This window comes from Rhodococcus sp. NPDC003322 (genome assembly GCF_053589555.1).
This window is the reverse complement of the sequence record NZ_JBSFSC010000002.1, coordinates 183687-208261: the sequence shown is the minus strand read 5'-3', so window position 1 is coordinate 208261 and position 24575 is coordinate 183687. Positions and strand designations below refer to the sequence as shown.

Annotated in this window: 24 protein-coding genes; 17 read left to right on the top strand and 7 right to left on the bottom strand. The window is 68.0% G+C overall.

The genetic code is table 11. The features are described from left to right. Positions 1 to 2 precede the first annotated feature (2 nt). The 10 genes from ACWDUM_RS07375 (at position 3) to ACWDUM_RS07330 (ending at position 9245) form a co-directional block, all read left to right on the top strand. On the top strand, positions 3 to 311 hold the full coding sequence (locus ACWDUM_RS07375; protein ID WP_450111875.1) for a hypothetical protein: 309 nt from the start codon (positions 3 to 5) through the stop codon (positions 309 to 311). A 31-nt stretch (positions 312 to 342) separates the two neighbouring features. After that, positions 343 to 1662, top strand: a complete 1320-nt coding sequence (locus ACWDUM_RS07370; protein ID WP_450111876.1) for an amidohydrolase family protein — start codon at positions 343 to 345, stop codon at positions 1660 to 1662. A gap of 22 nt (positions 1663 to 1684) precedes the next feature. After that, positions 1685 to 2851 carry an acyl-CoA dehydrogenase family protein gene (locus ACWDUM_RS07365; protein WP_450111877.1) on the top strand — a complete coding sequence of 389 codons (1167 nt, stop codon included), beginning with the start codon at positions 1685 to 1687 and terminating at the stop codon, positions 2849 to 2851. Next, entirely contained in the window at positions 2851 to 3618 is a 768-nt protein-coding gene (locus tag ACWDUM_RS07360; RefSeq protein ID WP_450111878.1) for an SDR family NAD(P)-dependent oxidoreductase, read from the top strand. The genes ACWDUM_RS07365 and ACWDUM_RS07360 overlap by 1 nt, the downstream gene beginning before the upstream one ends. Further along, positions 3618 to 4874, top strand: coding sequence for a CaiB/BaiF CoA transferase family protein (locus tag ACWDUM_RS07355; RefSeq protein WP_450133456.1), 1257 nt, complete (start codon positions 3618 to 3620; stop codon positions 4872 to 4874). Before ACWDUM_RS07360 ends, ACWDUM_RS07355 begins: the two co-directional genes overlap by 1 nt. Further along, the gene (locus ACWDUM_RS07350) at positions 4871 to 5734 is read left to right on the top strand and encodes an enoyl-CoA hydratase/isomerase family protein (RefSeq protein WP_450133455.1); all 864 of its coding nucleotides are present in this window, start codon (positions 4871 to 4873) and stop codon (positions 5732 to 5734) included. Before ACWDUM_RS07355 ends, ACWDUM_RS07350 begins: the two co-directional genes overlap by 4 nt. Further along, entirely contained in the window at positions 5734 to 6876 is a 1143-nt protein-coding gene (locus ACWDUM_RS07345) for a thiolase family protein (protein WP_450133454.1), read from the top strand. Before ACWDUM_RS07350 ends, ACWDUM_RS07345 begins: the two co-directional genes overlap by 1 nt. Positions 6877 to 6890: 14 nt before the next feature. Beyond that, positions 6891 to 8039 (top strand): acyl-CoA dehydrogenase family protein, encoded by a 1149-nt coding sequence (locus ACWDUM_RS07340; RefSeq protein WP_450133453.1) that lies wholly within the window; start codon positions 6891 to 6893, stop codon positions 8037 to 8039. A gap of 91 nt (positions 8040 to 8130) precedes the next feature. After that, positions 8131 to 8748: a TetR/AcrR family transcriptional regulator gene (locus tag ACWDUM_RS07335; protein WP_450111883.1), complete on the top strand. Its 618-nt coding sequence runs from the start codon at positions 8131 to 8133 to the stop codon at positions 8746 to 8748. Then, positions 8745 to 9245, top strand: coding sequence for a hypothetical protein (locus ACWDUM_RS07330; protein WP_450112044.1), 501 nt, complete (start codon positions 8745 to 8747; stop codon positions 9243 to 9245). The genes ACWDUM_RS07335 and ACWDUM_RS07330 overlap by 4 nt, the downstream gene beginning before the upstream one ends. Before the next feature lie 162 nt (positions 9246 to 9407). Here ACWDUM_RS07330 and ACWDUM_RS07325 read toward each other — a convergent pair whose 3' ends face one another. From ACWDUM_RS07325 to ACWDUM_RS07305, 5 genes are read right to left on the bottom strand one after another with little or no spacing between them, the layout of a single operon-like run. Beyond that, positions 9408 to 10169: an SDR family NAD(P)-dependent oxidoreductase gene (locus ACWDUM_RS07325; protein ID WP_450133452.1), complete on the bottom strand. Its 762-nt coding sequence runs from the start codon at positions 10167 to 10169 to the stop codon at positions 9408 to 9410. Between the two features lie 56 nt (positions 10170 to 10225). Continuing rightward, positions 10226 to 11194 (bottom strand): NADPH:quinone oxidoreductase family protein, encoded by a 969-nt coding sequence (locus ACWDUM_RS07320; RefSeq protein ID WP_450133451.1) that lies wholly within the window; start codon positions 11192 to 11194, stop codon positions 10226 to 10228. 6 nt (positions 11195 to 11200) lie between these two features. Further along, positions 11201 to 11977, bottom strand: a complete 777-nt coding sequence (locus ACWDUM_RS07315) for an enoyl-CoA hydratase/isomerase family protein (RefSeq protein WP_450133450.1) — start codon at positions 11975 to 11977, stop codon at positions 11201 to 11203. Then, complete coding sequence (locus ACWDUM_RS07310) at positions 11974 to 12963, bottom strand: phosphotransferase family protein (RefSeq protein ID WP_450134175.1); 990 nt, start codon at positions 12961 to 12963, stop codon at positions 11974 to 11976. Before ACWDUM_RS07310 ends, ACWDUM_RS07315 begins: the two co-directional genes overlap by 4 nt. Before the next feature lie 26 nt (positions 12964 to 12989). Next, the gene (locus ACWDUM_RS07305) at positions 12990 to 14291 is read right to left on the bottom strand and encodes an acyl-CoA dehydrogenase family protein (RefSeq protein WP_450133449.1); all 1302 of its coding nucleotides are present in this window, start codon (positions 14289 to 14291) and stop codon (positions 12990 to 12992) included. Between the two features lie 391 nt (positions 14292 to 14682). On the opposite strand from ACWDUM_RS07305, the gene ACWDUM_RS07300 reads away from it, so the two are divergent. Beyond that, positions 14683 to 15342, top strand: a complete 660-nt coding sequence (locus ACWDUM_RS07300; RefSeq protein ID WP_450111889.1) for a TetR/AcrR family transcriptional regulator — start codon at positions 14683 to 14685, stop codon at positions 15340 to 15342. A gap of 26 nt (positions 15343 to 15368) precedes the next feature. Then, positions 15369 to 16892: an acyl-CoA synthetase gene (locus ACWDUM_RS07295; protein WP_450134174.1), complete on the top strand. Its 1524-nt coding sequence runs from the start codon at positions 15369 to 15371 to the stop codon at positions 16890 to 16892. Here the strand turns inward: ACWDUM_RS07295 and ACWDUM_RS07290 are convergent. After that, positions 16889 to 17530 carry a TetR/AcrR family transcriptional regulator gene (locus ACWDUM_RS07290; protein ID WP_450133448.1) on the bottom strand — a complete coding sequence of 214 codons (642 nt, stop codon included), beginning with the start codon at positions 17528 to 17530 and terminating at the stop codon, positions 16889 to 16891. The two genes, ACWDUM_RS07295 and ACWDUM_RS07290, sit on opposite strands and share 4 nt — an antisense overlap. A gap of 114 nt (positions 17531 to 17644) precedes the next feature. On the opposite strand from ACWDUM_RS07290, the gene ACWDUM_RS07285 reads away from it, so the two are divergent. Genes ACWDUM_RS07285 through ACWDUM_RS07265 form a run of 5 tightly spaced genes read left to right on the top strand, consistent with a single transcriptional unit; the run spans position 17645 to position 23589 of the window. Next, positions 17645 to 18958, top strand: a complete 1314-nt coding sequence (locus tag ACWDUM_RS07285) for a hypothetical protein (RefSeq protein WP_450133447.1) — start codon at positions 17645 to 17647, stop codon at positions 18956 to 18958. A gap of 7 nt (positions 18959 to 18965) precedes the next feature. Then, positions 18966 to 20360: an acyl-CoA reductase gene (locus ACWDUM_RS07280; RefSeq protein ID WP_450133446.1), complete on the top strand. Its 1395-nt coding sequence runs from the start codon at positions 18966 to 18968 to the stop codon at positions 20358 to 20360. Continuing rightward, the gene (locus ACWDUM_RS07275) at positions 20353 to 21351 is read left to right on the top strand and encodes an aldo/keto reductase (RefSeq protein WP_450133445.1); all 999 of its coding nucleotides are present in this window, start codon (positions 20353 to 20355) and stop codon (positions 21349 to 21351) included. Before ACWDUM_RS07280 ends, ACWDUM_RS07275 begins: the two co-directional genes overlap by 8 nt. Positions 21352 to 21367: 16 nt before the next feature. Further along, entirely contained in the window at positions 21368 to 22804 is a 1437-nt protein-coding gene (locus tag ACWDUM_RS07270) for an aldehyde dehydrogenase family protein (protein WP_450133444.1), read from the top strand. After that, complete coding sequence (locus ACWDUM_RS07265) at positions 22801 to 23589, top strand: SDR family NAD(P)-dependent oxidoreductase (RefSeq protein ID WP_450111895.1); 789 nt, start codon at positions 22801 to 22803, stop codon at positions 23587 to 23589. The genes ACWDUM_RS07270 and ACWDUM_RS07265 overlap by 4 nt, the downstream gene beginning before the upstream one ends. A gap of 86 nt (positions 23590 to 23675) precedes the next feature. Here ACWDUM_RS07265 and ACWDUM_RS07260 read toward each other — a convergent pair whose 3' ends face one another. Next, positions 23676 to 24491: a mycofactocin-coupled SDR family oxidoreductase gene (locus ACWDUM_RS07260; protein ID WP_450111896.1), complete on the bottom strand. Its 816-nt coding sequence runs from the start codon at positions 24489 to 24491 to the stop codon at positions 23676 to 23678. Between the last annotated feature and the right edge of the window lie 84 nt (positions 24492 to 24575).

Below are 24575 nucleotides of genomic sequence, written 5' to 3'. Positions count from 1 at the left end.
TCATGTCCACGACACTGCGTCCCGGAGAACAACTCGCCAGCACCACCTGCACCACCCGGGTGGTGGTCGTGCGTGCCCCGTCCGACGGTGCGGCCGAGATCGGTTGCGGCGGAGCTCCGATGGTGGCCGCGACCGGTGGCCGGCCCGCCGGTGGACCCGTCAAGGATGCCGTCACGGTTCTCGGCAAGCGCTACGTCAACGAGGGTGAGTCGGTGGAACTGCTCTGCACCGTTCCCGGGGTCGGCGAACTGACCTGCGACGGCGTGGTGATGACCGTCAAGGCGGCGCGCGCGCTGCCCGCCTCCGACTGATCTCGCTTCTCCCGATTCGAAATGGACGACTATGAATGTCGATGACATGATCCTGATCAGCGTCGATGACCACGTGATCGAGCCGCCCGACATGTTCGTGGGCAGGTTGCCGAAGAAGTACGAGGCCGAGGCGCCGCGGCTGGTCCACCGTGAGGACGGCACCGACGTGTGGCAGTTCCGTGACACGGTGATTCCGAACGCCGCGCTCAACGCCGTGGCCGGCCGGCCGAAGGAAGAGTACGGGATGGAGCCGCAGGGGCTGGACGAGATCCGCCCCGGTTGCTACGACGTCCACGAGCGGGTCAAGGACATGAACGCCGGCGGCATGCTGGCGCAGATGAACTTTCCGTCGTTCCCCGGTTTCGCGGCGAGGTTGTTCGCCACCGAGGACCCCGAGTTCTCGCTGGCACTGGTGCAGGCGTACAACGACTGGCACATCGAAGACTGGTGTGGCGCCTACCCCGGCCGGTTCATTCCGATGGCCCTGCCGGTGATCTGGGATGCCGAACTGTGCGCCAAGGAGATCCGGCGGGTCTCCGAGAAGGGCGTTCACTCGCTGACCTTCACCGAGAATCCGGCGGCGCTCGGTTACCCGAGCTTCCACGACGAGTACTGGACCCCGGTGTGGAAGGCGCTGGTCGACACCGAGACCGTGATGTCGGTACACATCGGGTCGTCCGGCAAGCTGACCATCCCGGCGGTGGACTCGCCGCCCGACGTGTTGATGACCCTGCAGCCGATGAACATCGTCTCGGCCGCCGCGGATCTGCTGTGGTCGAAGCCGATCAAGGACTATCCGGATCTGAAGATCGCCCTCTCCGAGGGTGGCACCGGGTGGATTCCGTACTTCCTCGAGCGGGTCGATCGCTCCTTCGAGATGCACAAGGCGTGGACGCTGCAGGACTTCGGCGGCAAGCTGCCCAGCGAGGTGTTCCGCGAGCACTTCCTGACCTGCTTCATCAGCGACGCGCTCGGTGTGAAGCTGCGGCACGAGATCGGCATCGACAACATCGCCTGGGAGGCGGACTACCCGCACAGCGACTCGATGTGGCCGGACGCGCCGGAGCAGCTGCACAGGGACTTCGCCGCCGCCGGCGCTTCCGATTCCGACATCGACAAGATGACACATCTCAACGCCATGAAGTGGTACTCCTTCGACCCCTTCGCGCACATCCCGCGCGAGCAGTGCACGGTTGGGGCCCTGCGGCAGCAGGCCGAGGGCCACGACGTGAGCATCAAGGCCCGCAGCCACCGCACGATCGGAGCCGAGGAGAAGCTGGAGGGTTACCGCCAGCGGGCCCGCGCGGCCGTCGCCCTGGCGAAGTCCGGTGGCCCGGCCACCCGAGCGTGACTAGGAATTCACAGTGAGTGGAATGAGTTTCGAGCTGACCGAGGATCAGGAACTGATCCGGAAATCGGTCGCCGAGTTGATGACCAGGTTCGACGACCAGTACTGGATGGAGAAGGATCTCGCCCACGAGTTCCCGACCGAGTTCTACCGCGCCCTCGCGGACGGTGGGTGGCTCGGGATCACCATGCCGGAGGAGTACGGCGGGCACGGCCTCGGGATCACCGAGGCGACACTGCTGCTCGAGGAGGTGGCGCGGTCCGGCGGCGGTATGAACGCCGCGAGCGCGATTCACCTGTCCATCTTCGGGATGCACCCGGTCGTGGTGCACGGTTCCGAGGAGCTCAAGCAGCGGACGTTGCCGCGGATCGCCAACGGTGATCTGCACGTGTGCTTCGGCGTCACGGAACCCGGTGCGGGACTGGACACATCGAGGATCACCACGTTCGCCCGGCGCGACGGCGATCACTACGTCGTCAACGGACGCAAGGTGTGGATCTCCAAGGCGATGGAGTCCGAGAAGATCCTGCTGCTGACCCGCACCCAGCGCTTCGACGAGGTGTCGAAGAAGACCGACGGCATGACGCTGTTCCTCACCGACCTCGACCGCGCGCACGTCGACATCCGGCCGATCCGGAAGATGGGGCGCAACGCGGTCACCTCCAACGAGTTGTTCATCGACGACCTGCGGGTTCCGGTGGAGGACCGGGTCGGTGAGGAGGGCAAGGGATTCCAGTACCTGCTCGACGGGCTGAACCCGGAACGGATGCTGATCGCGGCCGAGGCGCTGGGCATCGGGCGGGTCGCACTGGAGAAGGCGGTGAAGTACGGCAATGAGCGGGAGGTCTTCGGTCGCCCGATCGGCATGAACCAGGGCCTGCAGTTCCCGCTCGCGGACTCGCTGGCGCATCTGGATGCGGCGGAACTGGTGCTGCGCAAGGCAACCTGGTTGTACGACAACGGCAAGCCGTGCGGCCGCGAGGCGAACACCGCGAAGTATCTGTGCGCCGATGCCGGCTTCACCGCCGCCGACCGGGCGCTCCAGACGCATGGCGGCATGGGCTACTCGGAGGAGTACAACGTCGCCCGCTACTTCCGCGAGGCCCGCGTCATGCGGATCGCGCCGATCAGCCAGGAAATGATCTTGAACTACCTGGGTTCACACACTTTGGGACTGCCGAGGAGCTACTGATGGCCGACAAGAATGGACTGTTCGATCTGACGGGGCGCTCGGCCCTGGTAACCGGTGCGGCCGGTGGCATCGGCTCGGCGGTCGCCGAGGCCCTCGCAGCGCAGGGGGCGGCCGTGCTCGTCACCGACGTGGACGCCGACGCCGCAGCCGCCGTCGCCGAGCGGATCTGTGCGAACGGCGGCAAGGCCGACTCGGCCGGACTGGACGTGCGGGACCGGAGCGCCGCCGACGCGGCCGTGGCCAAGGCGGCCGGTTTCACCGAGGGCACCCTGCACATCCTGGTCAACAACGCCGGCGCGACCGCGCCGGCGATGTTCGCCGACCTCACCGCGGAGGCGTTCCAGTGGATGCTCGACATCCACCTGCTCGGGGCCTTCCACTGCTCGCAGGCGGCGCTGCCGTTCCTGCCCACCGACGGCACCGGACGGATCATCAACGTCACCTCGTCGGCCGGTATCACCGGAACCCTCGGCCAGGTGAACTACTCCGGCGCCAAGGCCGGCATCATCGGCCTGACGAAGTCGCTCGCCCGTGAGCTGGCTCGCAAGCAGATCCTCGTCAACGCGCTCGCGCCGCTGGCGGCGACGCCGATGACCAAGACAATCCGCACGGACGAGAAGTTCTCGGCGCAGATGATCTCTCGTATTCCGTTGCGTCGCTGGGCGGAACCCGAGGAGGTCGCGGGCGCATTCGTGTTCCTCGCGTCGGACGCGGCGTCCTTCGTCACCGGCCAGGTGCTGCCGGTGGACGGCGGAATGGTCATGTGATGCCGCAGACCACGGCAGCATCCGACCCGACCTCCGCGTCCGGTCCTCTGGCCGGGGTCACCGTCGTGACCCTGGAGCAGGCCGTCTCGGCGCCGATGTGTACTCGCACCCTCGCCGATTTCGGCGCACGCGTCATCAAGGTGGAGAACCCGAAGGGCGGGGATTTCGCCCGCGACTACGACGACGTGGTGAACGGCCTTGCCGCGCACTTCGTCTGGGTGAACCGGGGCAAGGAGTCGGTGACGCTCGACCTGAAGTCGGACGCCGGCATCGAGACGCTGCACCGGTTGCTCGACCGGGCGGACGTGCTGGTGTCGAACCTGGCGCCGGGAGCGACCGCTCGCCTCGGGCTCGCCTCCGCGGACCTGGAGGCACGTCATCCGGACCTGATCGCGGTCGAGATCGACGGTTTCGGTGCGGGCGGTCCGCTGTCCCACAAGCGGGCCTACGACCTGCTGGTGCAGGCGGAGTCGGGGGTGTGCGCGGTGACCGGGCGTCCCGGCGAGCCGGCCAAGCCCGGCCCCCCGGTCGCCGACGTCAGCACCGGTCTGTATGCCGCGCTGTCGATCATGGCCCTGCTCTACGGCCGGGACAGAGCCGGACAGGGGGGTGCGCCCGCGGTCACCGTGAGCCTGTTCGACACGATGACCGAGCTGATGGGCTACCACCTGACCTACACCCGCCACGCGGGTGTCGATCAGCAACCGCTGGGCATGAGTTCACCCGCGGTGGCCCCGTACGGGTCGTATCCGACCGCGGACGGACAGACGGTGGTGCTGGGGACCACCAACGACCGGGAGTGGCAGCGGCTGGCCCGTGAGATCCTGCGCCGGGACGATCTGGCCGACGACGAGCGATTCCGGACCAACTCGGACCGTGTCGCGAACCGTGAGGTACTCGACGCGGAGATCGGCGCGTGGTGCGCCCGGCACGACCTGGAGTTCATCCAGAAGACCGCGGACGCCGCCGCGATCGGCAACTCGCGCTACAACCTGGCGAGCGAGGTGCTCGACCATCCCCAGTTGGCGGCACGGAACCGGTGGCGCCGGATCGACACACCCGCGGGCCCGATCCCGGCGCTCCTGCCGCCGCCGGTCATCGAGGGCTTCGACCCGCCGATGGGCGCGGTGCCCGGGCTCGGCGAGCACACCGACCGGGTGCTCGCGGAGTTCGGGATCGGCGCCGGGGAGATCGCCGACCTCCGCGCCGAGGGGGCGATCGGACCCGAGTACCGCGACGATCGGTCGCCGGCATGACCGGGCCGGCTGTGCTGCTCACCGTCGACCGGGGTGGTGTCCGGACCCTCACCCTGAACCGGACGCACCGCAAGAACGCGATCAATCCGGAACTGTGGGTGGCCCTGCGGGACGCGCTGGAGGCCGTTCGCGACGATCGCGACGTCCGCGCGCTTGTCGTGACCGGTGCGGGTGGTGCGTTCTGTTCCGGAGCCGACCTGGCGGAGCTCTCGGACGCCCATCCCACCGAGAAGATGCGGCTGCTCACGGACGTGGCGTTGCTGCTGCACGACCTGCCGGTACCGACGATCGCGAAGGTTTCCGGGGTGGCCGTCGGCGCGGGCTGGAACCTCGCACTCGGGTGTGACCTGGTGGTGGCCACACCCGAGTCGACGTTCTCGCAGATCTTCGCGCGGCGAGGGCTGTCGCTGGACCTGGGCGGCTCGTGGCTGCTGCCCAAGCTCGTCGGCCTGCAGCAGGCCAAGCGGCTGGCTTTGCTGGCGGAGACGATCGACGCGGCACGCGCCCACGACCTGAACCTGGTCACCTGGGTGGTGGAGTCGGGGGAGATCGACGGTTTCGTGGACGAACTCGCGGATCGGCTGGTTGCGGGACCACCGGTGGCACTGGCTCAGACCAAGGCGCTGCTCAACGAGGGCGCCGATCGAACCCTGCGCGATGCACTCGCCAACGAGTCCCGCGCTCAGGCAATCAATTTCGGAACCGTCGATGCGCCCGAGGCGTACACCGCGTTCGCCGAGAAGCGTCAACCCCGGTTCACCGGGCAGTGGGCTGTGCCTCGCGTTCACGCCGGTGCCACGTCCCCTGGCCCCAGCGTCCGCCGGGACGACATCGACGACAGTGTGAAAGTGGAGAACTGATGCGTGAAGTAGTGATCGCCGAGGCGGTTCGAACCGCCGTGGGCAAGCGGAACGGCGGCCTGTCGGGCGTACATCCGGTGGACCTGTCGGCCGACGTCCTGCAGGCGTTGGTCGAGCGCGCCGGCATCGACCCGGTGGTCATCGACGACGTCGTCTGGGGTTGTGTCTCGCAGGTCGGTGACCAGTCGAGCAACGTCGCCCGGTACGCGGTGCTCGCCGCGGGGTGGCCCGAGAGCATTCCGGGCACGACCGTCAACCGTGCATGCGGGTCGAGCCAGCAGGCCCTCGATTTCGCGGTCCAGGCCGTCATGTCGGGGCAGCAGGAGGTCGTCGTCGCGGGCGGGGTGGAGGTGATGAGCCGGGTTCCCCTCGGCGCGGCGCGCGCCACCGGCATGCCGTACGGCCCGAAGGCGCTGGCCCGGTACGGCAATGCCGGATTCAACCAGGGCATCGGCGCCGAGATGATCGCGGACAAGTGGGGGCTCACGAGGTCCGTGGTCGACGAGTTCTCCGTTCGGTCGCACGAGCGGGCAGCGGCGGCACAGGACGCCGGCGCCTTCGAGGCCGAGATCGTCCCGGTGACAACGGAGACCGGCGTGGTCTCGGTGGACGAGGGCATCCGCCGCGGTACCACGGTGGAGAAGCTGGGCTCTCTCAAACCCGCGTTCCTCGACGACGGTGTCATCCACGCCGGCAACTCGTCGCAGATCTCCGACGGCGCGGCGGCGCTGCTGGTGACCACGCCGGAGCGGGCCCGTGAGCTGGGCCTGACGCCCCTCGTGCGGTACGTGGCCGGAGCCGTCGTCGGGTCGGATCCGGTGCTGATGCTCACCGGACCGATCCCCGCCACCGAGCGGGTGCTGCGCAAGGCCGGCATCGACCTGCGTGACGTTGGCGTGTTCGAGGTCAACGAGGCGTTCGCGCCCGTCCCCCTGGCATGGCTCGCGGAGACGGGCGCCGATCCCGGCCTGCTCAATCCGCTCGGCGGTGCGATCGCCCTCGGGCACCCGCTGGGCGGCTCGGGCGCGGTCCTGATGACCAGGATGATTCACCACATGCGCCGCAACGGGATTCATCGTGGACTGCTGACCATGTGCGAGGGCGGGGGCACGGCCAACGCGACCCTCGTGGAACTGGCCTGAGGACTGGGGAGATCATGCGTCGAGACGTTTTCACCGAAGATCACGAGGCCTTCCGCAAGCTGGCACGTGACTTCATCGAGAAGTACGTTGTGCCCGACTACCCCGCCTGGGAGAAGGCCGGCCGGATGCCCCGCGAGATCTTCCGGAAGCTGGGATCTCTCGGAATGCTGGGGATGGCGATCCCGGAAGAGTATGGGGGAGCGGGCGTTCCGGACTTCCGGTACAACGTCATCCTGCAGGAGGAGGCGGCCCGCGCGCTGGTCACGTTGAGCACGGTGCGCACCCAGCTCGACGTCATCCTGCCGTACTTCCTCGAGTACACGAACGAGGAACAGCGGGCACGCTGGTTCCCGGGCATGGCTGCGGGCGAGTTGCTGACCGCGATCGCGATGACCGAACCGGGCACCGGTTCCGACCTCGCCGGTATCCGGACCACTGCCCGGCGGGAGGGCGACGAGTACGTACTGAACGGGGCGAAGACGTTCATCACCGGCGGGATCCTGGCCGACCTCGTCATCGTGGTCGCGCGGACCTCCACCGACCCCGACAACCGCCGGGCCGGTTTGACCCTGCTGGTCGTGGAGGACGGGATGCCGGGGTTCGTTCGCGGTCGGGTCCTCGACAAGATGGGCTGCAAGGTTCAGGACACGGCGGAACTCTCGTTCGAGGACGTGCGGGTTCCGGTGGCGAACCGCCTCGGTGCGGAGGGCGAGGCATTCCGCTACCTCGGCCGGAACCTGCCGCAGGAACGCATGACGGTGGCCACCGGATCGGTGGCGCAGGCGCGCGCGGCTGTCGCGACGACCATCGACTACGTCAAGGAGCGCAAGGCGTTCGGGACGCCGGTGGCGTCGTTCCAGAACACCAAGTTCGAACTGGCGGCGATGTCTGCCGAGATCAAGGCGGCACAGGCGATGCTCGACCGCGCCGTGCTCGATCTCGTCGACGGCGAGTTGTCGGGTGCCGACGCGGCCCGGGTGAAGTTGTTCTGCACCGAGGTGCAGGGGCGCGTCGTCGACCGCTGCCTGCAGTTGTTCGGCGGGTACGGGTACATGACGGAGTACCCGATCGCGCGGCTCTACACGGATGCGCGGGTCGCGCGCATCTACGCAGGCACCAGTGAGGTCATGAAGGTGATCATCGCGAAGTCGTTAGGCCTGTGAACCAGAGTCGGGTGTGTCACACTGTCGCCGAAATATGACCCTTGTCACAACCGCGAAACCAACCTACTGTGTGCTCAGTAGGTTGGTTTGAATGAAGGAGAGCTCGCCCGTGCAACGGCCGTATGCAGCGCTTCTCGCCAAGGGGGAGGACCGGAAGCAGCGAATCCTGTCCGTGGCTCAGCGGTTGTTGGTACGGAACGGGTGGCGCAACACGTCGCTCGCGCAGATCGCCAAGGAAGCGGGAGTCACCACCGCGGGACTGCTGCACCATTTCGAGTCGAAGGAGCAGTTGCTGAACGCGGTGGCCGATACCCGAGACGCGGACGACATGGCTCGCGTCGACCGGACCGGTGACCTCATCGAGCAACTCGAGCGGGTGCCGCGCCGGTTCGACGAGTCGCCCGACCTCGTCGGCCTGTTCACGGTTCTGCTCATCGAGAACCTCGAACCCGATGCGTTCCTTCACGACCGCCTACTCCACAGATCCCGGGCCTCGGTCGCCACCGTCGAAACAGGAATCCGGCGCGGTCAGCGCGCTGGAAGGTATCGAACCGACGTGGACCCGGCCGTCAAGGCGGTGGAGATCATCGCCTTCTTACACGGAATGGAGACGCTATGGCTGCTCGATCGTTCGATACCGCTGAACGAGGTCTTCGCGGAGTACATACAGTCGCTCAGACGGCAGCTCATGCCCGCCGGCACAGCCTGAGGCATCGACTGGTGATGGTCGGCCCCAGCGTGGTCGACGTTGTTCGTCTCGCCGGTGGTTGGGTGTTCGATCGAGTGACCGCCGGGTGGGACGTCACCGTTGTCGTCGCGGATCATCCCGATGTTCGACCGCTGGAGATCCTCGGGGCCCGCACTCTGGATCTGGATTCCGCACTCGCCGATCAGAATGGGCCGTACCCGCAGGCGCTTGCCGTGTCGGCGGATCTCTTCCGGAACGACGATCGGATCCGGCGGGGTGTCCTCGACACCCTCGAGCGGGGGGACATGGACGTCACGATGTGGGGCGAGACCTGTCCGGCCGAACTCGACGAGCGCTTCGACGCCGGGCAGCATCGGCTCAGCTGTGCGGCCCGAATGTTCAAGGCCCAGGCTCTCGCTGCGGCCGCCGCCGCGGTCGGTCCGGTCGGCGTCACGGAACCGTTCCGCATCGATCGCCTGCGCCCGCCGGGTGGACTTCGCCTCGTCTCGGCGAGCTGACGGAGCTTCCGCGCGGGACGGATCGGGAGCGGAGAAGTCCTTCCCGCTCGCGGCCCGCCCGGACTTCTGGCCGGTGAGCGGTCGCTGAGGCCTTGTTCGGAGGCGACCCTGTCGGGGCGCCTCCGAACGAGTGGCCGGTCGGGCGGTGGCCCGAAGGTGGTGTCAGCGCAGGACGGTGCCGCCGTCGACGTTGACGACCTGACCGTTGATCCACGATCCGTCGTCGGAGACGAGGTAGGCGACCATTCCGGAGACGTCGGCGGGCCGGCCCAGACGCGGGCTCCGGGTGCGGGAAAGCATGCGCTGCTTGGTGTCCGACGGCAGTCCCTGTTCGATCTCCGGGGTGAGGATGAGGCCCGGAGTGACGGCGTTCGCCCGGATCCCGTCCCGGCCCCACCTCGATGCGACGTGGCGGGCCAGGGTGTTGATCCCGGCTTTGGTGGCGGCGTATGCCGGCCGGTCCGGTTCGCCGTTGAACGAGGCGATCGACGACGTGTACACGATCGCGCCGCCGCCACGCTCGAGAAGCCGGGGAACGGCGTGCCGGGTCACGAGCATGTGCCCGCGCAGATTGACCGCCACCGTCCGATCCCAGATCTCGAGGTCGATGTCGACGACATTGGTGTCGTGGCGCACCGCCCCCATGTCCCCGGCGTTGACGTGGACCGCATCCAACCCGCCGTGTTCCGTCACCACCGTGGAGACGAGGTCCCGAACCGAGTCGTCGTCGGAGATGTCGAACTGTGCGGCCAGCGCCTCGCCACCCTCGTCGGCGATGGAGGCCGCGGTGCGTGCGGCCCCGTCCCCGTCCAGATCGCCGACCACCACCTTCGCGCCTTCGCGTGCCAGCCGGCGAGCGGAATCCGCGCCGAGTCCGGTGGCGGCCCCCGCCACGAGCACGACCTTGTCCTTCAGTCCCTGCACAGGTGGATCTCCTTGTTTGGTCGTAATCCATTGGGGTACAGCGTGAGTTGTCCGTTTCAGGGCGTGACGTCGAGCAGAACCTTCCCGATCGCGCGGCCGTCCGCGACCTGCCGCAGCGCGTCGGCGGCGGCGTCCAGAGGGAACACGGCGCCGATGTGCGGGACGACTCGCCCGGTGCGGAGCAGCTCGGTCAGCTCGAGTTCGTTGCGGCGGAACTCGTTCGGCGGAACGTCCTGGAACTGGAAGCCGAGGATGTGTACGCCCTTGACGAGAACCAGGTTGAGCGGGACCCGGGGAATGACGCCGGACGCGTAGCCGACGGTGACGAACCGTCCGCCCCGCCGCAGCGTGCGCAACGCGGGCTCGGAGAGGTCGCCTCCCACCGGATCGATCACGGCGTCCGCGCCGTCGGGCAGGGCGCGGCGCAGACCCGCCCGCAGATCGCCGTCGCGATGGTTGACCAGGTGCCGCGCCCCGTAGGACGCCGCCACGTCCAGCTTGTCGGGGGAGGAGGCCACCGCCGTCACCGAGGCGCCGAGGGCAACCCCGAGTTGCACCGCGGCGAGCCCGACACCCCCACCCGCCCCGAGCACGATCAGCTCGTCGCCGGCCCGGACCCGTGCCACCGACCGCAGTGTGTGGTGGGCGGTGCGGAACGCGACGCCGAACGCCGCCGCGGTGCGCAGGTCGACGCCGACCGGGACCGGGGACAGCCTGGACGCGTCGGCCACGACCGCCTCGGCGAAGGCACCGACCAGACCGGTGAACGTCACCGGGTCGCCGACCGCGACGGCGTCGACGTCGGCGGCGACCTCCTCGACCACCCCGGCGAACTCGCTGCCGGGCACGAACGGGGGAGGAACGCTGATCTGATACCGATCGGCGATCAGCAACACGTCGGGGAAGTTGACGGCCGCGGCCCGCACCCGCACCCGCACCTGGCCGGGGCCGGGTGCGGGCACGGGGCGGTCCTCGACGCGGACGACCTCCGGCGGCCCGTACGACGGGCAGACGACCGCACGCACGTCAGCTCACCTGCCGGTCCACGCGGGTGGCCGCTTCTCGATGAACGCCGCGGCGCCTTCCATGGCGTCCTGACTCGAGAACACCACCGCCTGCCACTCGCTCAGCCGCTCGTCGGCGCGGGCAGGCTGGGCGACCGAGAGGCGGGCGAGTTCCTTGCACGCGGCCAGGCCGAGGGGGGCGTTCGCGGCGATTCGATCGGCGTAGTCCAGCGCGGTGTCGAGCACCGCGTCCGGGTCCACGACGGCATTGATCAGGCCGAGCGCGTAGCAACGCTCGGCGGTGACGGTGTCGCCGGTCAGCGTCAGCTCCAGTGCAGCGCCCAGCGGGATCCGAGTGCCGATGAACGTGCCGCCACCGCCGGGGAACAGGCCCCGCTTCACCTCGGGGAACCCGAACATCGCGGCCGAGGAGGCCACGATGATGTCGCAGCCGAGCAGCAACTCGAGTCCGCCACCGATCGCCGTCCCGTTCGCCGCGCCGACGACGGGGATCGGCACCTCGCCCCGGCCGAGCCGGAGGTAGGCCGCGGTGGCCTCGTCGGTGCCGTACCCGACGTCCTCGCCGTCGGCGAAGGCACGCAGATCCATTCCCGAGCAGAACGCCCGGTCGCCGGTGCCGGTGAGGACGATGGCACGGATCTGCGGATCCGATTCCGCCTCGAGGACGGCGGCACCGATGCCGCGGATCATGGCTCCGGTCAGTGCGTTTCGTGACTCGGGGCGGTCGAGGCGCACGATCAAGACCGGTCCCCGGCGCTCGATCGCCAAGCCTTCGGCGATCATGAGCGGTACCCGGTGGACTCGGCGAGCTCCGCGGCGGACCGCATCAACTCGGGCACGATCGGGCCGAACGACTGCAACTTGAAGTCGTCGCCGGCGCGCTGGAAGCCCTGTTCCAGCACGATAGCGAGCTTCCACTGCGCGAGCACCAGGTAGTAGTCGAGGTCGTCGACCTGACGACCCGACACCTCGGCGTAGTGGGCGACCACCTGTTCGCGCGACGGCATGCCCCGCAGGTCGACGTAACTGGACTCGGATGCCTCCGGGGCGTTCGTGTCCTCGGGCCACCCCTGCAGCATCCAGGCGAGGTCGAGCTTCGGATCGCCCACCGTGCCCATCTCCCAGTCGACGATGGCGGCCAGCCGCGCGGGAGCACCGTCCTTGAACATCACGTTGGCGAACTGGTAGTCGCCATGCATGAGCCCTGGGACGAAGTCGAGTGGCCGGTGCGCGCGCAGCCAGTTCGTGGCGACGTCCATGCCGTCGAGATCGCGGCCCTTGATGCGCTCGAAAAACGTTGTCCAGCGGTCCACCTGGCGTTCGTGGAACCCGTCCGGGCGGCCGAGGTCGTGCAGACCCTTCGCCTTCCAATCCACCTTCGACAGCAGCGCGATGCCCTCCGCAAGCTGATAGGCGAGCCCGGCGCGGGCCTCGAGATCGGAGGTGAACGGCTCCGTCCACTTCTTGTGGTCCATCGGCGACCACCCGTCGATGAAACCCATCAGGTAGAACGGACGGCCGAGGACCGACGTGTCCTCGCAGGCGGCGATCGCCCTGGTGTGCGGCACGTCGGTTCCGTCGAGGGCCTGGATGATCCGCCACTCGCGCAGGATGCCCTCGTCCCGGTTGGCCGGTGCGTGGGGAGGCGGGATCCGGATGACGACGCTTTCGTCGTCGCGGATGATCTCGTAGATCTCGTTCTGCGTTCCGCCGGAGAGGAATCGGGCTTCGAGCGGGGCGCCCTTGCCGGGCAGGCCCATACCGTCCATCCAGGTGGCGAGGCGTTCGGTGTCGATCACAGGTCACCCACTTCGTTTTCGAGGAACTCGGCGTACTTCTCCCGCGCCGCGGCCTGCTTGCGGGGGATCCATTCGGTCGGCCAGATGTCGTCACTGGGCCGGTGGTCGCGCAGGACCTGCTTGGCGACGGTGACCTTGTGGACCTCCGTCGGCCCGTCGGCGAGACCCATCACGGCCGCACCGTTGATCATGCGGAAGAACGGCATCTCGTTGGTCACGCCGAGCGCCCCGTGCACCTGCATTGCGCGCCAGGCGATGTCGTGCAGCACGGTCGGCATGACGATCTTGGCGGTGGCGATGTCCTTGCGGACCTTCTTGTAGTCGTTGTACTTGTCGATCTTCCACGCGGTGTGCAGGACGAAGAGCCGGAACTGCGTGAGCTGCGCGTAGGACTCGGCGATGTAGCCCTGGACGAACTGCTTGTCGGCGAGCTTGCTTCCTGCGGTGGTGCGGCTCAGCGCCCGCTCGCACATCATGTCCAGCGCCTTCTGGGCCAGCCCGATCGTCCGCATGGCGTGATGAATCCGGCCGCCTCCGAGCCTGGTCTGGGCGATGGCGAACGCCTGGCCCTCGCCGCCGAGAAGGGCGTCGGCCGGCACCCGCACGTCCCGGTAGTGGATGAGGGCGTGCGAACCCTCGTTCATGGGCTCCCCGGCGAGGCCGACGTTGCGGACGATCTCGATGCCGGGGGTGTCCGCCGGGACCAGGAACATCGACATCTTGTTGTAGGTGTCGGCGTCGGGGTCGGTCACCGCCATCACGATCAGGAACGACGCGGTACGAGCGTTGGAGGAGAAGTACTTCCACCCGCCCAGGACCCAGTCGTCACCATCGCGGACGGCCCGCGTCTCGAACTGGGCCGGATCGGCTCCGGCCTGCGGTTCGGTCATCGAATAGGTGGAGAACATCTCGCCGTCGAGCAGCGGCTGCAGGTAGCGCCGCTTCTGTTCCTCGGTGCCGTAGTGGGCGATGATCTCCGCGTTGCCGGTGTCCGGGGCCTGGCAGCCGAACACGATCGGGGCCCACTGCGACCGCCCCAGAATCTCGTTGAGCAGTGCCAGTTTCAACTGACCGTAGCCCTGGCCCCCGAGGTCGGGGCCGAGGTGCGTCGCCCACAGGCCCTGCTTTCGTACCTCCTGTTTGAGCGGGTCGATCACCTTGCGGCGGGCGCCGTCCAAGGGCGCGAACTGCTCGTGTTCCCACACCAGGTCGAGGGGTTCCACCTCCTCTCGAACGAACGCATCAGCCCAGTCCAGCTTCGCCTGGAACTCGGGGTCGGTCTCGAAATCCCATGCCATTGCGCCTCCTTCTCTATCGTGAGAATATGCTTCTCGTCACCAAGAATGCAATTCTGAGCTGGATTTGGGAAGTGCTCAATGAACCACCTCGGGTACTGGTCGGACGACGTTGCGGCCGACGCGGCGGAGTTGGCCGCGGCGGGATACGTCCCAGAGGCGACGCGTACCGGGCCCGACGGCATGCCGTTCTTTGCATTTCTCCGTAGCGCAAAGGGCTTTCGGGTCGAACTCGTCACCAGGGCCGCTCGGTCGGGACTGGAGCGGTGCTGGTCCGATCCGAAGTCCGTCTGACACAACCGCACGAAGGGAACACCGATGGCAGACAACCTTCTCCACGTCTCGGCGCGCCGGCTCGCCGATCACCGTCCGCGATCGGGTCGGTAGGTAGGGCATGGACGACTTCGCCAGCCGAATCGCCCAGAGGGCACTGGCAAAACGTGAGGCGAGCTATGCCGGTGAGGTGCGCAGGCTGCTCGACGCGGCACTGGAGGTGATGCGCAACTGCGGAACGGACTCGCGGCCACGCGTCTCCGACATCGTGGCGGCGGCCGGCCTGTCGAACGACGCCTTCTACCGGCACTTCAAGTCGAAAGATGCCTTGGTGGCGGCGATCCTGGAAGACGGGACCGAGCGGTTGACCGCCTATGTCGGTCACCAGATGGCGAAGGAGCCCACGCCGGAAGGGCAGGTTCGGCGCTGGGTCGAGGGCGTGCTGTCCCAGTGCGCCGAAGACGCCGCCACCACCACCCGGGCGGTGCTCTGGAATGCCGGCACCCTGTCCGCTGACGCCATCGGTGGCCCGCCGTCCGCGGCTGGGCCTCTGGCCGCACTGCTGAATGCACCTTTGGCCGAACTGGGCAGTCCGGATCCGGAGTTCGATGCCTCGCTCGCGGCCCATGCAGCGGTCGGCAAGCTCGCCGACTACCTCTGGGGTGGCCGTCAACCGACTGAAGCGGATATTGACCGAATTGCCGCCTTCTGCCTGCGTGCGGCCGCAGCGGGACAGGGCGACACCGCACGGTCCGGAACTACCAGGAGTGATGCCCGATGACGCCCGACCACATGACGCCGAACCCGATGACGCCGACCTGGCATGCTGCCCGGACGCCGGACCATCCGGCGATCGTGATGGCCGGCAGCGGCGAGGTGGTGACCTACCGGCAGCTCGAGCAGCGGTCCGTCGCATTCGCGCGGGTACTGCGGGCACGAGGGCTCCTTCCCGGCGATCACATCGCGATCCTGATGGAGAACAATCGCGCTTACCTGGAAATCGCATGGGCCGCTCAGCGATCCGGCCTCTACTACACCGCGGTGAACCGGCACCTGCAGTCGGCGGAGGTGCAGTACATCCTCGACGACTGCGGGGCGGTGGCGCTGGTGGCGAGCGAGTCCGTGTCCGCCGTGGTCTCCGGTTTGGACCTCACGCGGATGCGGGTCCGGGTGTCCGCTGCCGGTGACCTCCCCGGATTCGAACGCTACGGAGATCTGCTCGCCGTGCAGTCGCCGGGGCCCCTCGGCGACGAGCGCGAGGGCCGGGAGATGCTGTACTCGTCGGGCACGACCGGGCGGCCCAAGGGGGTTCGCAAACAACTCCAGGGGACGTTCTTCGGGGACCCGGGATCGGCTCCGGTGCAGATCGCGCAGGGTCTGCTCGCCACCGGTGACACGGTCGGTGCGGTGTACCTCTCGCCCGCGCCTCTGTATCACGGTGCACCGCTGGTGTTCTCGATGTCCTGGCAGCGGCTGGGTGCGACCGTGATCGTGATGGAGCGCTTCGACGCTCGGCACTGCCTCGACCTCATCGAGAGACATCGCGTCACGAACGCCCAGTTCGTCCCGACGATGTTCGTGCGGATGTTGCGTCTGCCTCCCGCCGAACGCGAAGGGTACGACCTGTCGAGCCTGCGGCAGGCCGTGCACTCGGCGGCCCCGTGCCCCGTCACCGTCAAGCGGCAGATGCTCGACTGGTGGGGCCCGATCATCCACGAGTACTACTCGGGCACCGAGGATGTCGGCACCACCTACATCACGCCCGAGGAGTGGCTCGACCATCCCGGATCGGTGGGCCGGCCGACGGAAGAATGCCACATCGTCGGTGACGACGGAACGGAACTTCCGCCGGGTGCGATCGGCGCCGTCTACTTCGCGGGTGGCCGACCGTTCGAATACCACAACGACCCCGCCAAGACGGCGTCCGTCACCAACGACAGAGGCTGGCGCACGCTGGGCGACGTGGGCTACCTGGACTCCGACGGCTACCTGTACCTCACCGACCGGCAGAGCTTCACCATCATCTCCGGGGGAGTGAACATCTACCCGCAGGAGGCGGAGAACGTCCTCGTCGGACATCCGGCCGTGGCGGACGTGGCGGTCGTCGGGGTCCCCGACGACGAGATGGGGGAGGCCGTGCGTGCAGTGGTGCAACCGGTCGACCCTGCCGCGGTCGGACCCGCTCTCGCGGCGGAGCTGATCGACTGGTGCCGCGCCGAACTGGCGCACTACAAGTGTCCGCGCGCGGTGGACTTCGTCGACGAGCTCCCCCGCGACCCGAGCGGGAAGCTGCACAAGCGGCACGTGCGCGACCGGTACCGTGTCGGCTAGGGATGCAGGCTGCGAAGGAAGAGCTGCACTGCCGCCCGGGTATGCCGCTTCTGGCTCGCAGCGTCACGGACGATCCCGAAGGCGGCCAGCCGGGCCGGGGTCCCGGAGACCAGGCCGAGGAACAGTTCGGCCAGCTCGTCAGGATCCTCGGCGATGATGGCGCCGGTGGCGGCGTGCCGGGCGAGCAGCTCCGCGACGAGTCGCCGGCGCGGCCAGAACCCGGTGCCGTGGGTGTCGCGGGCGAGTTCCGGATAGGCCGAGGCGTGCCCGATCGCGATCTGTTCCAGCCGGATCATCGACGGGTGCAGGGCGCGGCTCAGCGCAGCGTCGGCGATGGCGACCAACGCGCCCTCCAGGTCGTCGAGGTCGGGTTCGGGGGGCTCGGGAACCGGCCAGTCGGATCGGCCAACGGCCCAGCCGAGCACCGCGAGGAACAGCGCCTCCTTCGTCGGAAACCGGTTGTACAGAGAGGGTTTGGTAGTTCCGGCCGCCTCCGCGATCGCCTTCATCGAGGTGCCCTCGTAGCCGTGCTCGAGCAGGGTCTCGAGGGCGCATTCCCGGATCCGGCGATCCAGCTGCGTCGCCTGCTCGCGGGTGGGCCGTCCACCGCGGTTGCGTTCGGGTTCGTCGGCTGTCATGGGCGTCGATTCTGCCGCAGTTGCGCTGATTCGTGCCGAAGTGACCATGGACATAAAACTTGACCCATGGGTATGGTTAATTCGCGCGAACCCCCCACCACGAGCGGAGGCACGATGTCAGGAACGACAGCGGCGGCACGGACCAACGGGCGATCGGACGTCATCGAGATACTGGACCGGCGATTTCAGGAATGGCGAACGCGGGTTCCCGTCCTGGCGCAGCGCGCCGATGCGGAGGGGATCACGGAGATCCGGTCCCGTGAGGACATGATCCCGTTGCTCTTCCCGCACACCACCTACAAGAGCTACCCGGAATCGCTCATTGCCAAAGGGCAATGGGCGCAGATGAATCGGTGGATCGATTCGCTGTCCGCGCACCGCGTCAGCGATGTGGACGTGTCGGCAGTCGAGGATGTCGACGGCTGGATCGCCACCCTCGAGGATTCCGGTCACCTGGTGTCGAGCTCGAGCGGCACCAGCGGCAAGGGGTCGTTCCTCAACAAGTCCCAGCGGGACCGCGACGCAAACCTGCAGAACCTCCTCGACTGCATGACCGAGCTGGGGTTGCCGCCCGAGCCGACCTGGCACGTCATCCCCGTCGGACCGGACACCGGCCAGAGCCAGCACGTCGCGGTGCGAGACCTCATCGTCGATTCCTACACCGGACCTGGTGCCCTCCCCCTCTTCGAGGGCACTCCGCCTGCCGGATTTCACCGGTACATGGCCCGGATGTCCGCGATGCGGCGCGCGATGGCGGACGGCACGGCGGCGCCGGACGAACTCGCCGCGTTCGAGGCGGAGGCGGCAGAGCGCGCCGCGGAACAGGAACGGCGGCTGCATCATTACGCCGAGCAGATCCTCGCTCACCGCACCGAGAAGATTTTCTTCAGTTCCCAGTTCCCGCAGTTGTTCCGGCTCTGCGAGATCCTCGAGGAGATGGGGGCGGCGGAAGGCGACATCACCGGCACGAACGCGCTGACCACCGGTGGGGGCCTGAAGGGAACCTCGCTGCCTGCCGACTACCAGCAACAGATCTTCCGCCTGCTGAACATCACGCCGGAGCGGTTCCTGCACTACTACTCCATGCAGGAGTTGAACGTTCGGCTGCCCAAGTGTGTGGAGGGCCGCTACCACGTACCCGACACGATCGCGTTGTTCGTTCTCGACAAGGAGGGCGAATCGCTGGCCCCGGAGGTCGAGGGCCTGATCCAGGGCCGCGCCGCGTTCTTCGACACAACGGTCGACGGCCGCTGGGGCGGCACGATCTCCGGCGACCGGATCACCGTCGACACGGGTGCCTGCCCGTGCGGGCGGACCGGCGACACCGTCCTGCCCGACATCGTCCGGTACTCCGATCTCGCCGACGACGACAAGATCACCTGCGCCGGAACCATGGACGCCTACGTCCGCGGATTCATCGAGGACTGAGGCGATCATGACTGCAACAGCTACCAAGATCCGGGTTCCCCACTTCGTCCGCGGAAAGCTGGTCTGGGGCGAGGACAGCGAGTACCTCTCACGGGACTTCGGCGTTCCGTTCGTCACGCCACGACTCGAACTCGGTGATCTCTTCGTTCCCCGCACGCAGCCCGGCCCCGCGTTCGACGTTCCCATCTCCGAGATCATCGACTTCCTCGTCGAGACCGCACAGCATCTCACCCTCGAGAAGAACGAGTATCTCCAGGAGTCGCTGGAGATGACGCTTCAGGTGAGCGCGCTGCCGCGCCGCATCATCGAGAACACCTTCGCCCGACCGGGACAGTTCCTGACCAGGCAGGCACTCGAGTACCGGCTCGAGCGGACCTTCGGCGACATCAACCTGCTGGACGGCTGGGTGGAGCGGACCGATCCGAACGGCAACGTCAGCCGCGTCCGGGCGTTCCCGCCGCGGCTGGTGCACATGATGGCCGGCAACTCTCCGAGCGCGGCGATGACCTCGATCGCCGACGCCGCACTCGTCAAGGCCGTCAACGTCTTCAAGATGCCGTCGGCGGACCCGTTCACCACCGTCGCGGTGCTGCGCACGATGGCCGACATAGCCCCCGATCATCCGGTGCTCCGGTCCATGTCGGCCGTGTACTGGCGCGGCGGCGACGCCAAGGTCGAGAACGTGCTGTACCGCTCCCAGTACTTCGACAAGCTGGTCGCCTGGGGCGGTGGGGCCGCCATCGAGAACGCGGCGAAGTACGTCGGACCGGGATTCCAGCTGATCTCGTTCGACCCGAAGGTCTCGATGTCGATCGTCGGCAGGGAAGCCTTCGAGTCCGAGGACACGCTGCGCAAGGTCGCCGAACTCGCCGCTGCCGACGCCACGATCTTCAACCAGGACGCCTGCCTGGCCGCCCGGCACATCTGCGTCGAGGGCGACATCGAGCAGGTCGACCGCTTCTGCGCGCTGCTCCATGAGCGACTCGGGGTCGATCGAGCCTTCACCTCGGCTGTCGGGCCGAAGCCACCCAGTGACATTCGCGAGGCGGTCGACGGAATGCGTTTCCTCGAACCCGACTACCGGATCTGGGGCGGCTACGACGGTCGCGGTCTGGTCGTGCGGTCGCCGGAGATGGTCGACTTCCATCCGACCAACAAGACGGTCAACGTGATTCCCGTCGCCGAGATGAGCAATGCGGCGTCCTACGCGACCGTGGCGACCCAGACGGTCGGCGTCTATCCCACGCATCGCAAGGCCGAGGTCCGGGACGCGCTCGCGACCGCGGGCGTGCAACGCGTCGTCAAGCTCGGCAGCGCGATGACCGGCAGCATGGGCAGCCCGCACGACGGCATGTACCCGCTGCACCGGTTCGTGAACTGGGTGGTGGACGACGATGCCTGAACAGTCATCCATGCCGCTGAGGGTGCTCGGCCGATCCGGCATCCGGGTCAGCGAACTGTGTCTGGGCGCCATGACCTTCGGCACCGAGTGGGGATTCGGGGCGGACGAGGACACCAGCGGCCAGATCTACCGCGCCTATCGGGAGGCCGGCGGCAACTTCGTCGACACCGCCAACAACTACACCAACGGTGCGAGCGAGGAGATCCTCGGGCGCCTCGTCGCCGCCGAACGCGAGGGGGTCGTGCTCAGCACCAAGTACACCCTGCCCACCGACGCCGGCGACCCGAACTCCGGAGGCAACCACCGCAAGAGCCTGCGGCGCAGCGTCGAAACCAGTCTGCGCCGGCTGGGGACCGACTACGTGGACCTGCTGTGGGTGCACGCCTGGGACCGGGGGACCCCGGTCGAGGAGACGTTGCGGGCACTCGACGATCTGGTGCGCAGCGGCAAGGTGCTCGCCATCGGGGTGACCAACACCCCGGCCTGGGTCGTCTCGCGGTCGACGGCCATCGCCGAGCTGCGCGGCTGGAATGCGTTCTGTGCCATGCAGGTCGAGTACTCGTTGCTCGCCCGTACCGCCGACCGGGAATTCCTGCCGATGGCCCGTGAACTCGGCCTCGCCACGTACGCGTGGAGCCCACTTGCGCGGGGGCTGCTGGTCGGCAAGGGGCGCGGGCTCGACCGGCTCGGTCCTGCCGGCCACCGAGCGGTGGAGGCCGTCGCCGAGATCGCGGCCGAGACGGGGGCCACCCCGGCTCAGGTCGCGCTCGCCTGGGTGCGCAGGCAGGGCGTGATGCCGTTGATCGGAGCGCGGACGGTCGCCCAACTCCGCGACAACCTCGGCGTGGTGGGCGTCGCCCTCGAGGATCACCAGGTCGAGAGGCTGGACAAGGCGACACGCATCAGGCTCGGCTATCCGCACGACTTCCTGCACGAGCGACGGGCCCAGCTCTCGCCGTACCAACAGTTCCGGGACGAACACACCGCCTGAAAGTGGGATACACGCGATGGACACACTCGATCACTGGATAGGCGGGACCGCCACGGCGCCGGTGACCGGCGCCTACCTGCCCGTCACAGACCCGGCCACCGGGAACACCGTCCGGCAGCTCGCTTCGGGCGACGCCGCCGTCGTGGACGCCGCGGTGCGATCCGCGACCGCGGCGCTGCCGGCCTGGCGGCAGATTCCCGCGCTCACGCGGGGGCGCCTGCTGACCGATCTGGCGCGGCGGATGAGGGACGAGCTGCCCGCCCTCGCGGCGCTCGAGGTCAGCGAGACCGGCAAACCCGAGAAGGTTGCCATCGGTGAGATCGAGACATCTGCAGCGTATTTCGAGTTCTACGGCGGTCTCGTCGCGATGCCGGCGGGGGAGACCCTGGACGTCGCAGCGGACCAGCACGTCTACACCCGGCGTGAGCCGTTCGGTGTGGTCGGTGTCGTCACCCCGTGGAACGTCCCGTTGAATCAGGCCGCCCGGGCGTGCGCACCGGCCCTGGCCGCGGGCAACACCGTGGTGGTGAAGCCGTCCGAGTTCACCTCGGCCACCACCGTGCGGCTGGCCCGGCTCGCGTCGGAGGCCGGCTTCCCGGACGGCGTGCTGAACGTGGTGCTCGGGACCGGGGCGGGTGCCGGAGCCGCACTGGTCGGGCATCCCGATGTCGCGAAGGTCGCGTTCACCGGTTCCGTCGGCACCGGACGGGTGATCGGCCGGATCGCCGCCGAGCGGATCATCCCGCTGACACTCGAACTGGGCGGCAAGTCCGCGAACATCGTCTTCGCCGACGCCGATCTCGACGCCGCGGTCACCGGCGCGCTCCAGGGGTTCACCGCCAACACCGGGCAGGTGTGCTCCAACGGCACCCGGCTCCTGGTGCAGCGCGAGGTGTACGAGCAGGTGGTGTCCCGCCTGGTGGAGCGCACCGCGCAGGTGCAGGTGGGCCGTGACCTCGGCCCCCTCATCACCCACGACCAGTTCCTCCGGGTGCAGGAGTACTTCAAGATCGCCGAGGCCGAGGGGGCCCGCGCCGAGATCGGAGGAACGGTGTCGACACTCGCCGCCGAAACCGGTGGCTACTACATCGATCCCACCGTTTACACCGGAGTGGACAACTCGGCGCGGATCGCCCGTGAGGAGATCTTCGGTCCCGTGGTGGTGGTGCTCCCGTTCGACACCGAGGACGAGGCGGTCGAGATCGCCGAGGACTCCGAGTACGGGCTCGTCGCCGGGGTGTGGACGACCGACGTCTCCCGCGCGCTGCGGGTCAGCGATCGGCTGCGGGTCGGCCAGGTGTTCGTCAACACCTGGTCCACGGGATCGGTGCAGACCCCGTTCGGTGGTTGGAAGAACAGCGGTTACGGCCGAGAGAAGGGTGTGGAGGCATTGCATCACTACAGCCAGGTCAAGTGCGTGACGATCAAGATTTCTTCGGGAGCGGGCCGATGACCGAACGGAACGGGTCGGAGCACCCCGCAGGGGTCGTCGACCAGAGCCGGCTGTTCTCCCTCGAGGGCAAGGTGGCGCTGGTCACCGGTGGCAGCCGCGGGCTGGGCCGGGAGATGGTGTTGGCCTTCGCGCGGGCGGGAGCCGACGTGGTCGTCTGCAGCCGCAAGATCGAGTCGTGCGAACAGGTGGCACGGGAGGTGGAGGCGCTGGGCCGCAGGGCACTACCTGTCGCCTGCCATGTCGGCAGGTGGCAGGACATCGACGAGTTGGTCGCGGCCAGCTACGAACACTTCGGGGTGATCGACATCCTGGTCAACAACGCCGGGCTGTCGCCGCTGGCGCCGTCGTCGGCGCAGACCTCGGAAGAGCTGTTCGACAAGGTCGTTGCGGTGAACTTCAAGGGCCCGTTCCGTCTGGGTTCGCTGGTCGGTCAGCGGATGGCGGACGGCGACGGCGGAACGATCATCAACATCTCCTCGTCCGGCGCCATCTTCCCCGCACCCGCGTTCGGGCCCTACGCGGGGGCGAAGGCGGCTCTCAACGCGCTCACCGGCGTGTTCGCGCGGGAATTCGGGCCGGCCGTCCGCGTCAACACGATCTCGGCGGGACCGTTCCTGACCGACATCGCCAAGGCGTGGAGCACCGACGCGAAGAAGTCGCTGCGCAGCGCCGCCGGACGTCCCGGGAACCCGGAGGAGATCGTCACCACGGCGCTGTACCTGGCGAGCCCCGCATCGAGCTACACGACGAACTCGTTCATCCGGCTCGACGGCGGCCTGTACTGACCCGATCTCATGGCTGAAGGGCACCTTCACGCGGTCCGACCGTGTGAAGGTGCCCTTCGGTCATGGGGGGACGTGGTGATGTGGGATCAGAACTCGGTGATACCGGCGTCCGGGGCGATCTCGTGGGCGGTGATGTACTTCGACTCGTCCGACGCCAGGAACAGCACGGTGTCGGCGATGTCCTCCGGTTCGGTGATGTCGACCGGCAGCATGTTCATCATCATCGCGCCGAGTCGCTCGTCCCCGGCGATCGCGCCGTGGATCTGCTCCTGCATGTCGCCGCTGCCCATCGGGGTGTTGACCCCGGTCGGGTGCACGCTGTTGACCCGGATGCTGTGCCGCGCCAACTCGGCAGCGAACGCCTTCGCCATCCCGCGGACCGCGAACTTGCTGGTCGTGTACGGCACCATGAACGGCTGTACCTTCAGCCCCGCCGCCGAGCTGATCAGGATGATCGAGCCGCCGCCGGCCTGCACCAGGTGCGGCGCGCCGACCATCACGGTGTTCCACACGCCGGTGACGTTGGTGCTGATCGTGTCCTCGTAGATCTTCGGGGTGACCTGGTCCCACGGCTTCGGCACGCAGATACCGGCATTGGCCACCACGACGTCCAGCCGGCCCAGCTCCGCGACGGCGGAATCGACGATGCCCCGCAGCTTCTCGAGATCACGGACATCGACGATCCCGGACACAACACGGCTGCCGGTCTTCTCCACCAGTCGCACCGTCTCCTGCAGATCCTCCGGTGTCGCAGAGTCGTATGCCACGCTCGGCAGAGGCGCGCACACGTCCACGACGATGACGTCGGCGCCCTCGTCCGCCAACCGGACCGCCTCGGCCCGCCCCTGTCCACGAGCCGCCCCGGTGATCAGCGCGACTTTGCCGGATACTCGACCACTCAACAGAATTCACCGCTTTCGGATTGTCATGCCTGATTGGTACTTGCTACACCCAACCAATGTGGCACAACATCCCCGATCGGTCGA

What these genes read in the sequence shown, in the direction of transcription:
- ACWDUM_RS07350 (WP_450133455.1), top strand. Translation starts at nt 4,871, where the DNA reads ATGACCGGGCCGGCTGTGCTGCTCACCGTCGACCGGGGTGGTGTCCGG.
- ACWDUM_RS07335 (WP_450111883.1), top strand. Translation starts at nt 8,131, where the DNA reads ATGAAGGAGAGCTCGCCCGTGCAACGGCCGTATGCAGCGCTTCTCGCC.
- ACWDUM_RS07285 (WP_450133447.1), top strand. Translation starts at nt 17,645, where the DNA reads ATGTCAGGAACGACAGCGGCGGCACGGACCAACGGGCGATCGGACGTC.
- ACWDUM_RS07365 (WP_450111877.1), top strand. Translation starts at nt 1,685, where the DNA reads ATGAGTTTCGAGCTGACCGAGGATCAGGAACTGATCCGGAAATCGGTC.
- ACWDUM_RS07360 (WP_450111878.1), top strand. Translation starts at nt 2,851, where the DNA reads ATGGCCGACAAGAATGGACTGTTCGATCTGACGGGGCGCTCGGCCCTG.
- ACWDUM_RS07315 (WP_450133450.1), bottom strand. Translation starts at nt 11,977, where the DNA reads ATGATCGCCGAAGGCTTGGCGATCGAGCGCCGGGGACCGGTCTTGATC.
- ACWDUM_RS07375 (WP_450111875.1), top strand. Translation starts at nt 3, where the DNA reads ATGTCCACGACACTGCGTCCCGGAGAACAACTCGCCAGCACCACCTGC.
- ACWDUM_RS07265 (WP_450111895.1), top strand. Translation starts at nt 22,801, where the DNA reads ATGACCGAACGGAACGGGTCGGAGCACCCCGCAGGGGTCGTCGACCAG.
- ACWDUM_RS07270 (WP_450133444.1), top strand. Translation starts at nt 21,368, where the DNA reads ATGGACACACTCGATCACTGGATAGGCGGGACCGCCACGGCGCCGGTG.
- ACWDUM_RS07355 (WP_450133456.1), top strand. Translation starts at nt 3,618, where the DNA reads ATGCCGCAGACCACGGCAGCATCCGACCCGACCTCCGCGTCCGGTCCT.
- ACWDUM_RS07290 (WP_450133448.1), bottom strand. Translation starts at nt 17,530, where the DNA reads ATGACAGCCGACGAACCCGAACGCAACCGCGGTGGACGGCCCACCCGC.
- ACWDUM_RS07295 (WP_450134174.1), top strand. Translation starts at nt 15,369, where the DNA reads ATGACGCCGACCTGGCATGCTGCCCGGACGCCGGACCATCCGGCGATC.
- ACWDUM_RS07310 (WP_450134175.1), bottom strand. Translation starts at nt 12,963, where the DNA reads ATGGACGGTATGGGCCTGCCCGGCAAGGGCGCCCCGCTCGAAGCCCGA.
- ACWDUM_RS07340 (WP_450133453.1), top strand. Translation starts at nt 6,891, where the DNA reads ATGCGTCGAGACGTTTTCACCGAAGATCACGAGGCCTTCCGCAAGCTG.
- ACWDUM_RS07300 (WP_450111889.1), top strand. Translation starts at nt 14,683, where the DNA reads ATGGACGACTTCGCCAGCCGAATCGCCCAGAGGGCACTGGCAAAACGT.
- ACWDUM_RS07370 (WP_450111876.1), top strand. Translation starts at nt 343, where the DNA reads ATGAATGTCGATGACATGATCCTGATCAGCGTCGATGACCACGTGATC.
- ACWDUM_RS07275 (WP_450133445.1), top strand. Translation starts at nt 20,353, where the DNA reads ATGCCTGAACAGTCATCCATGCCGCTGAGGGTGCTCGGCCGATCCGGC.
- ACWDUM_RS07305 (WP_450133449.1), bottom strand. Translation starts at nt 14,291, where the DNA reads ATGGCATGGGATTTCGAGACCGACCCCGAGTTCCAGGCGAAGCTGGAC.
- ACWDUM_RS07280 (WP_450133446.1), top strand. Translation starts at nt 18,966, where the DNA reads ATGACTGCAACAGCTACCAAGATCCGGGTTCCCCACTTCGTCCGCGGA.
- ACWDUM_RS07345 (WP_450133454.1), top strand. Translation starts at nt 5,734, where the DNA reads ATGCGTGAAGTAGTGATCGCCGAGGCGGTTCGAACCGCCGTGGGCAAG.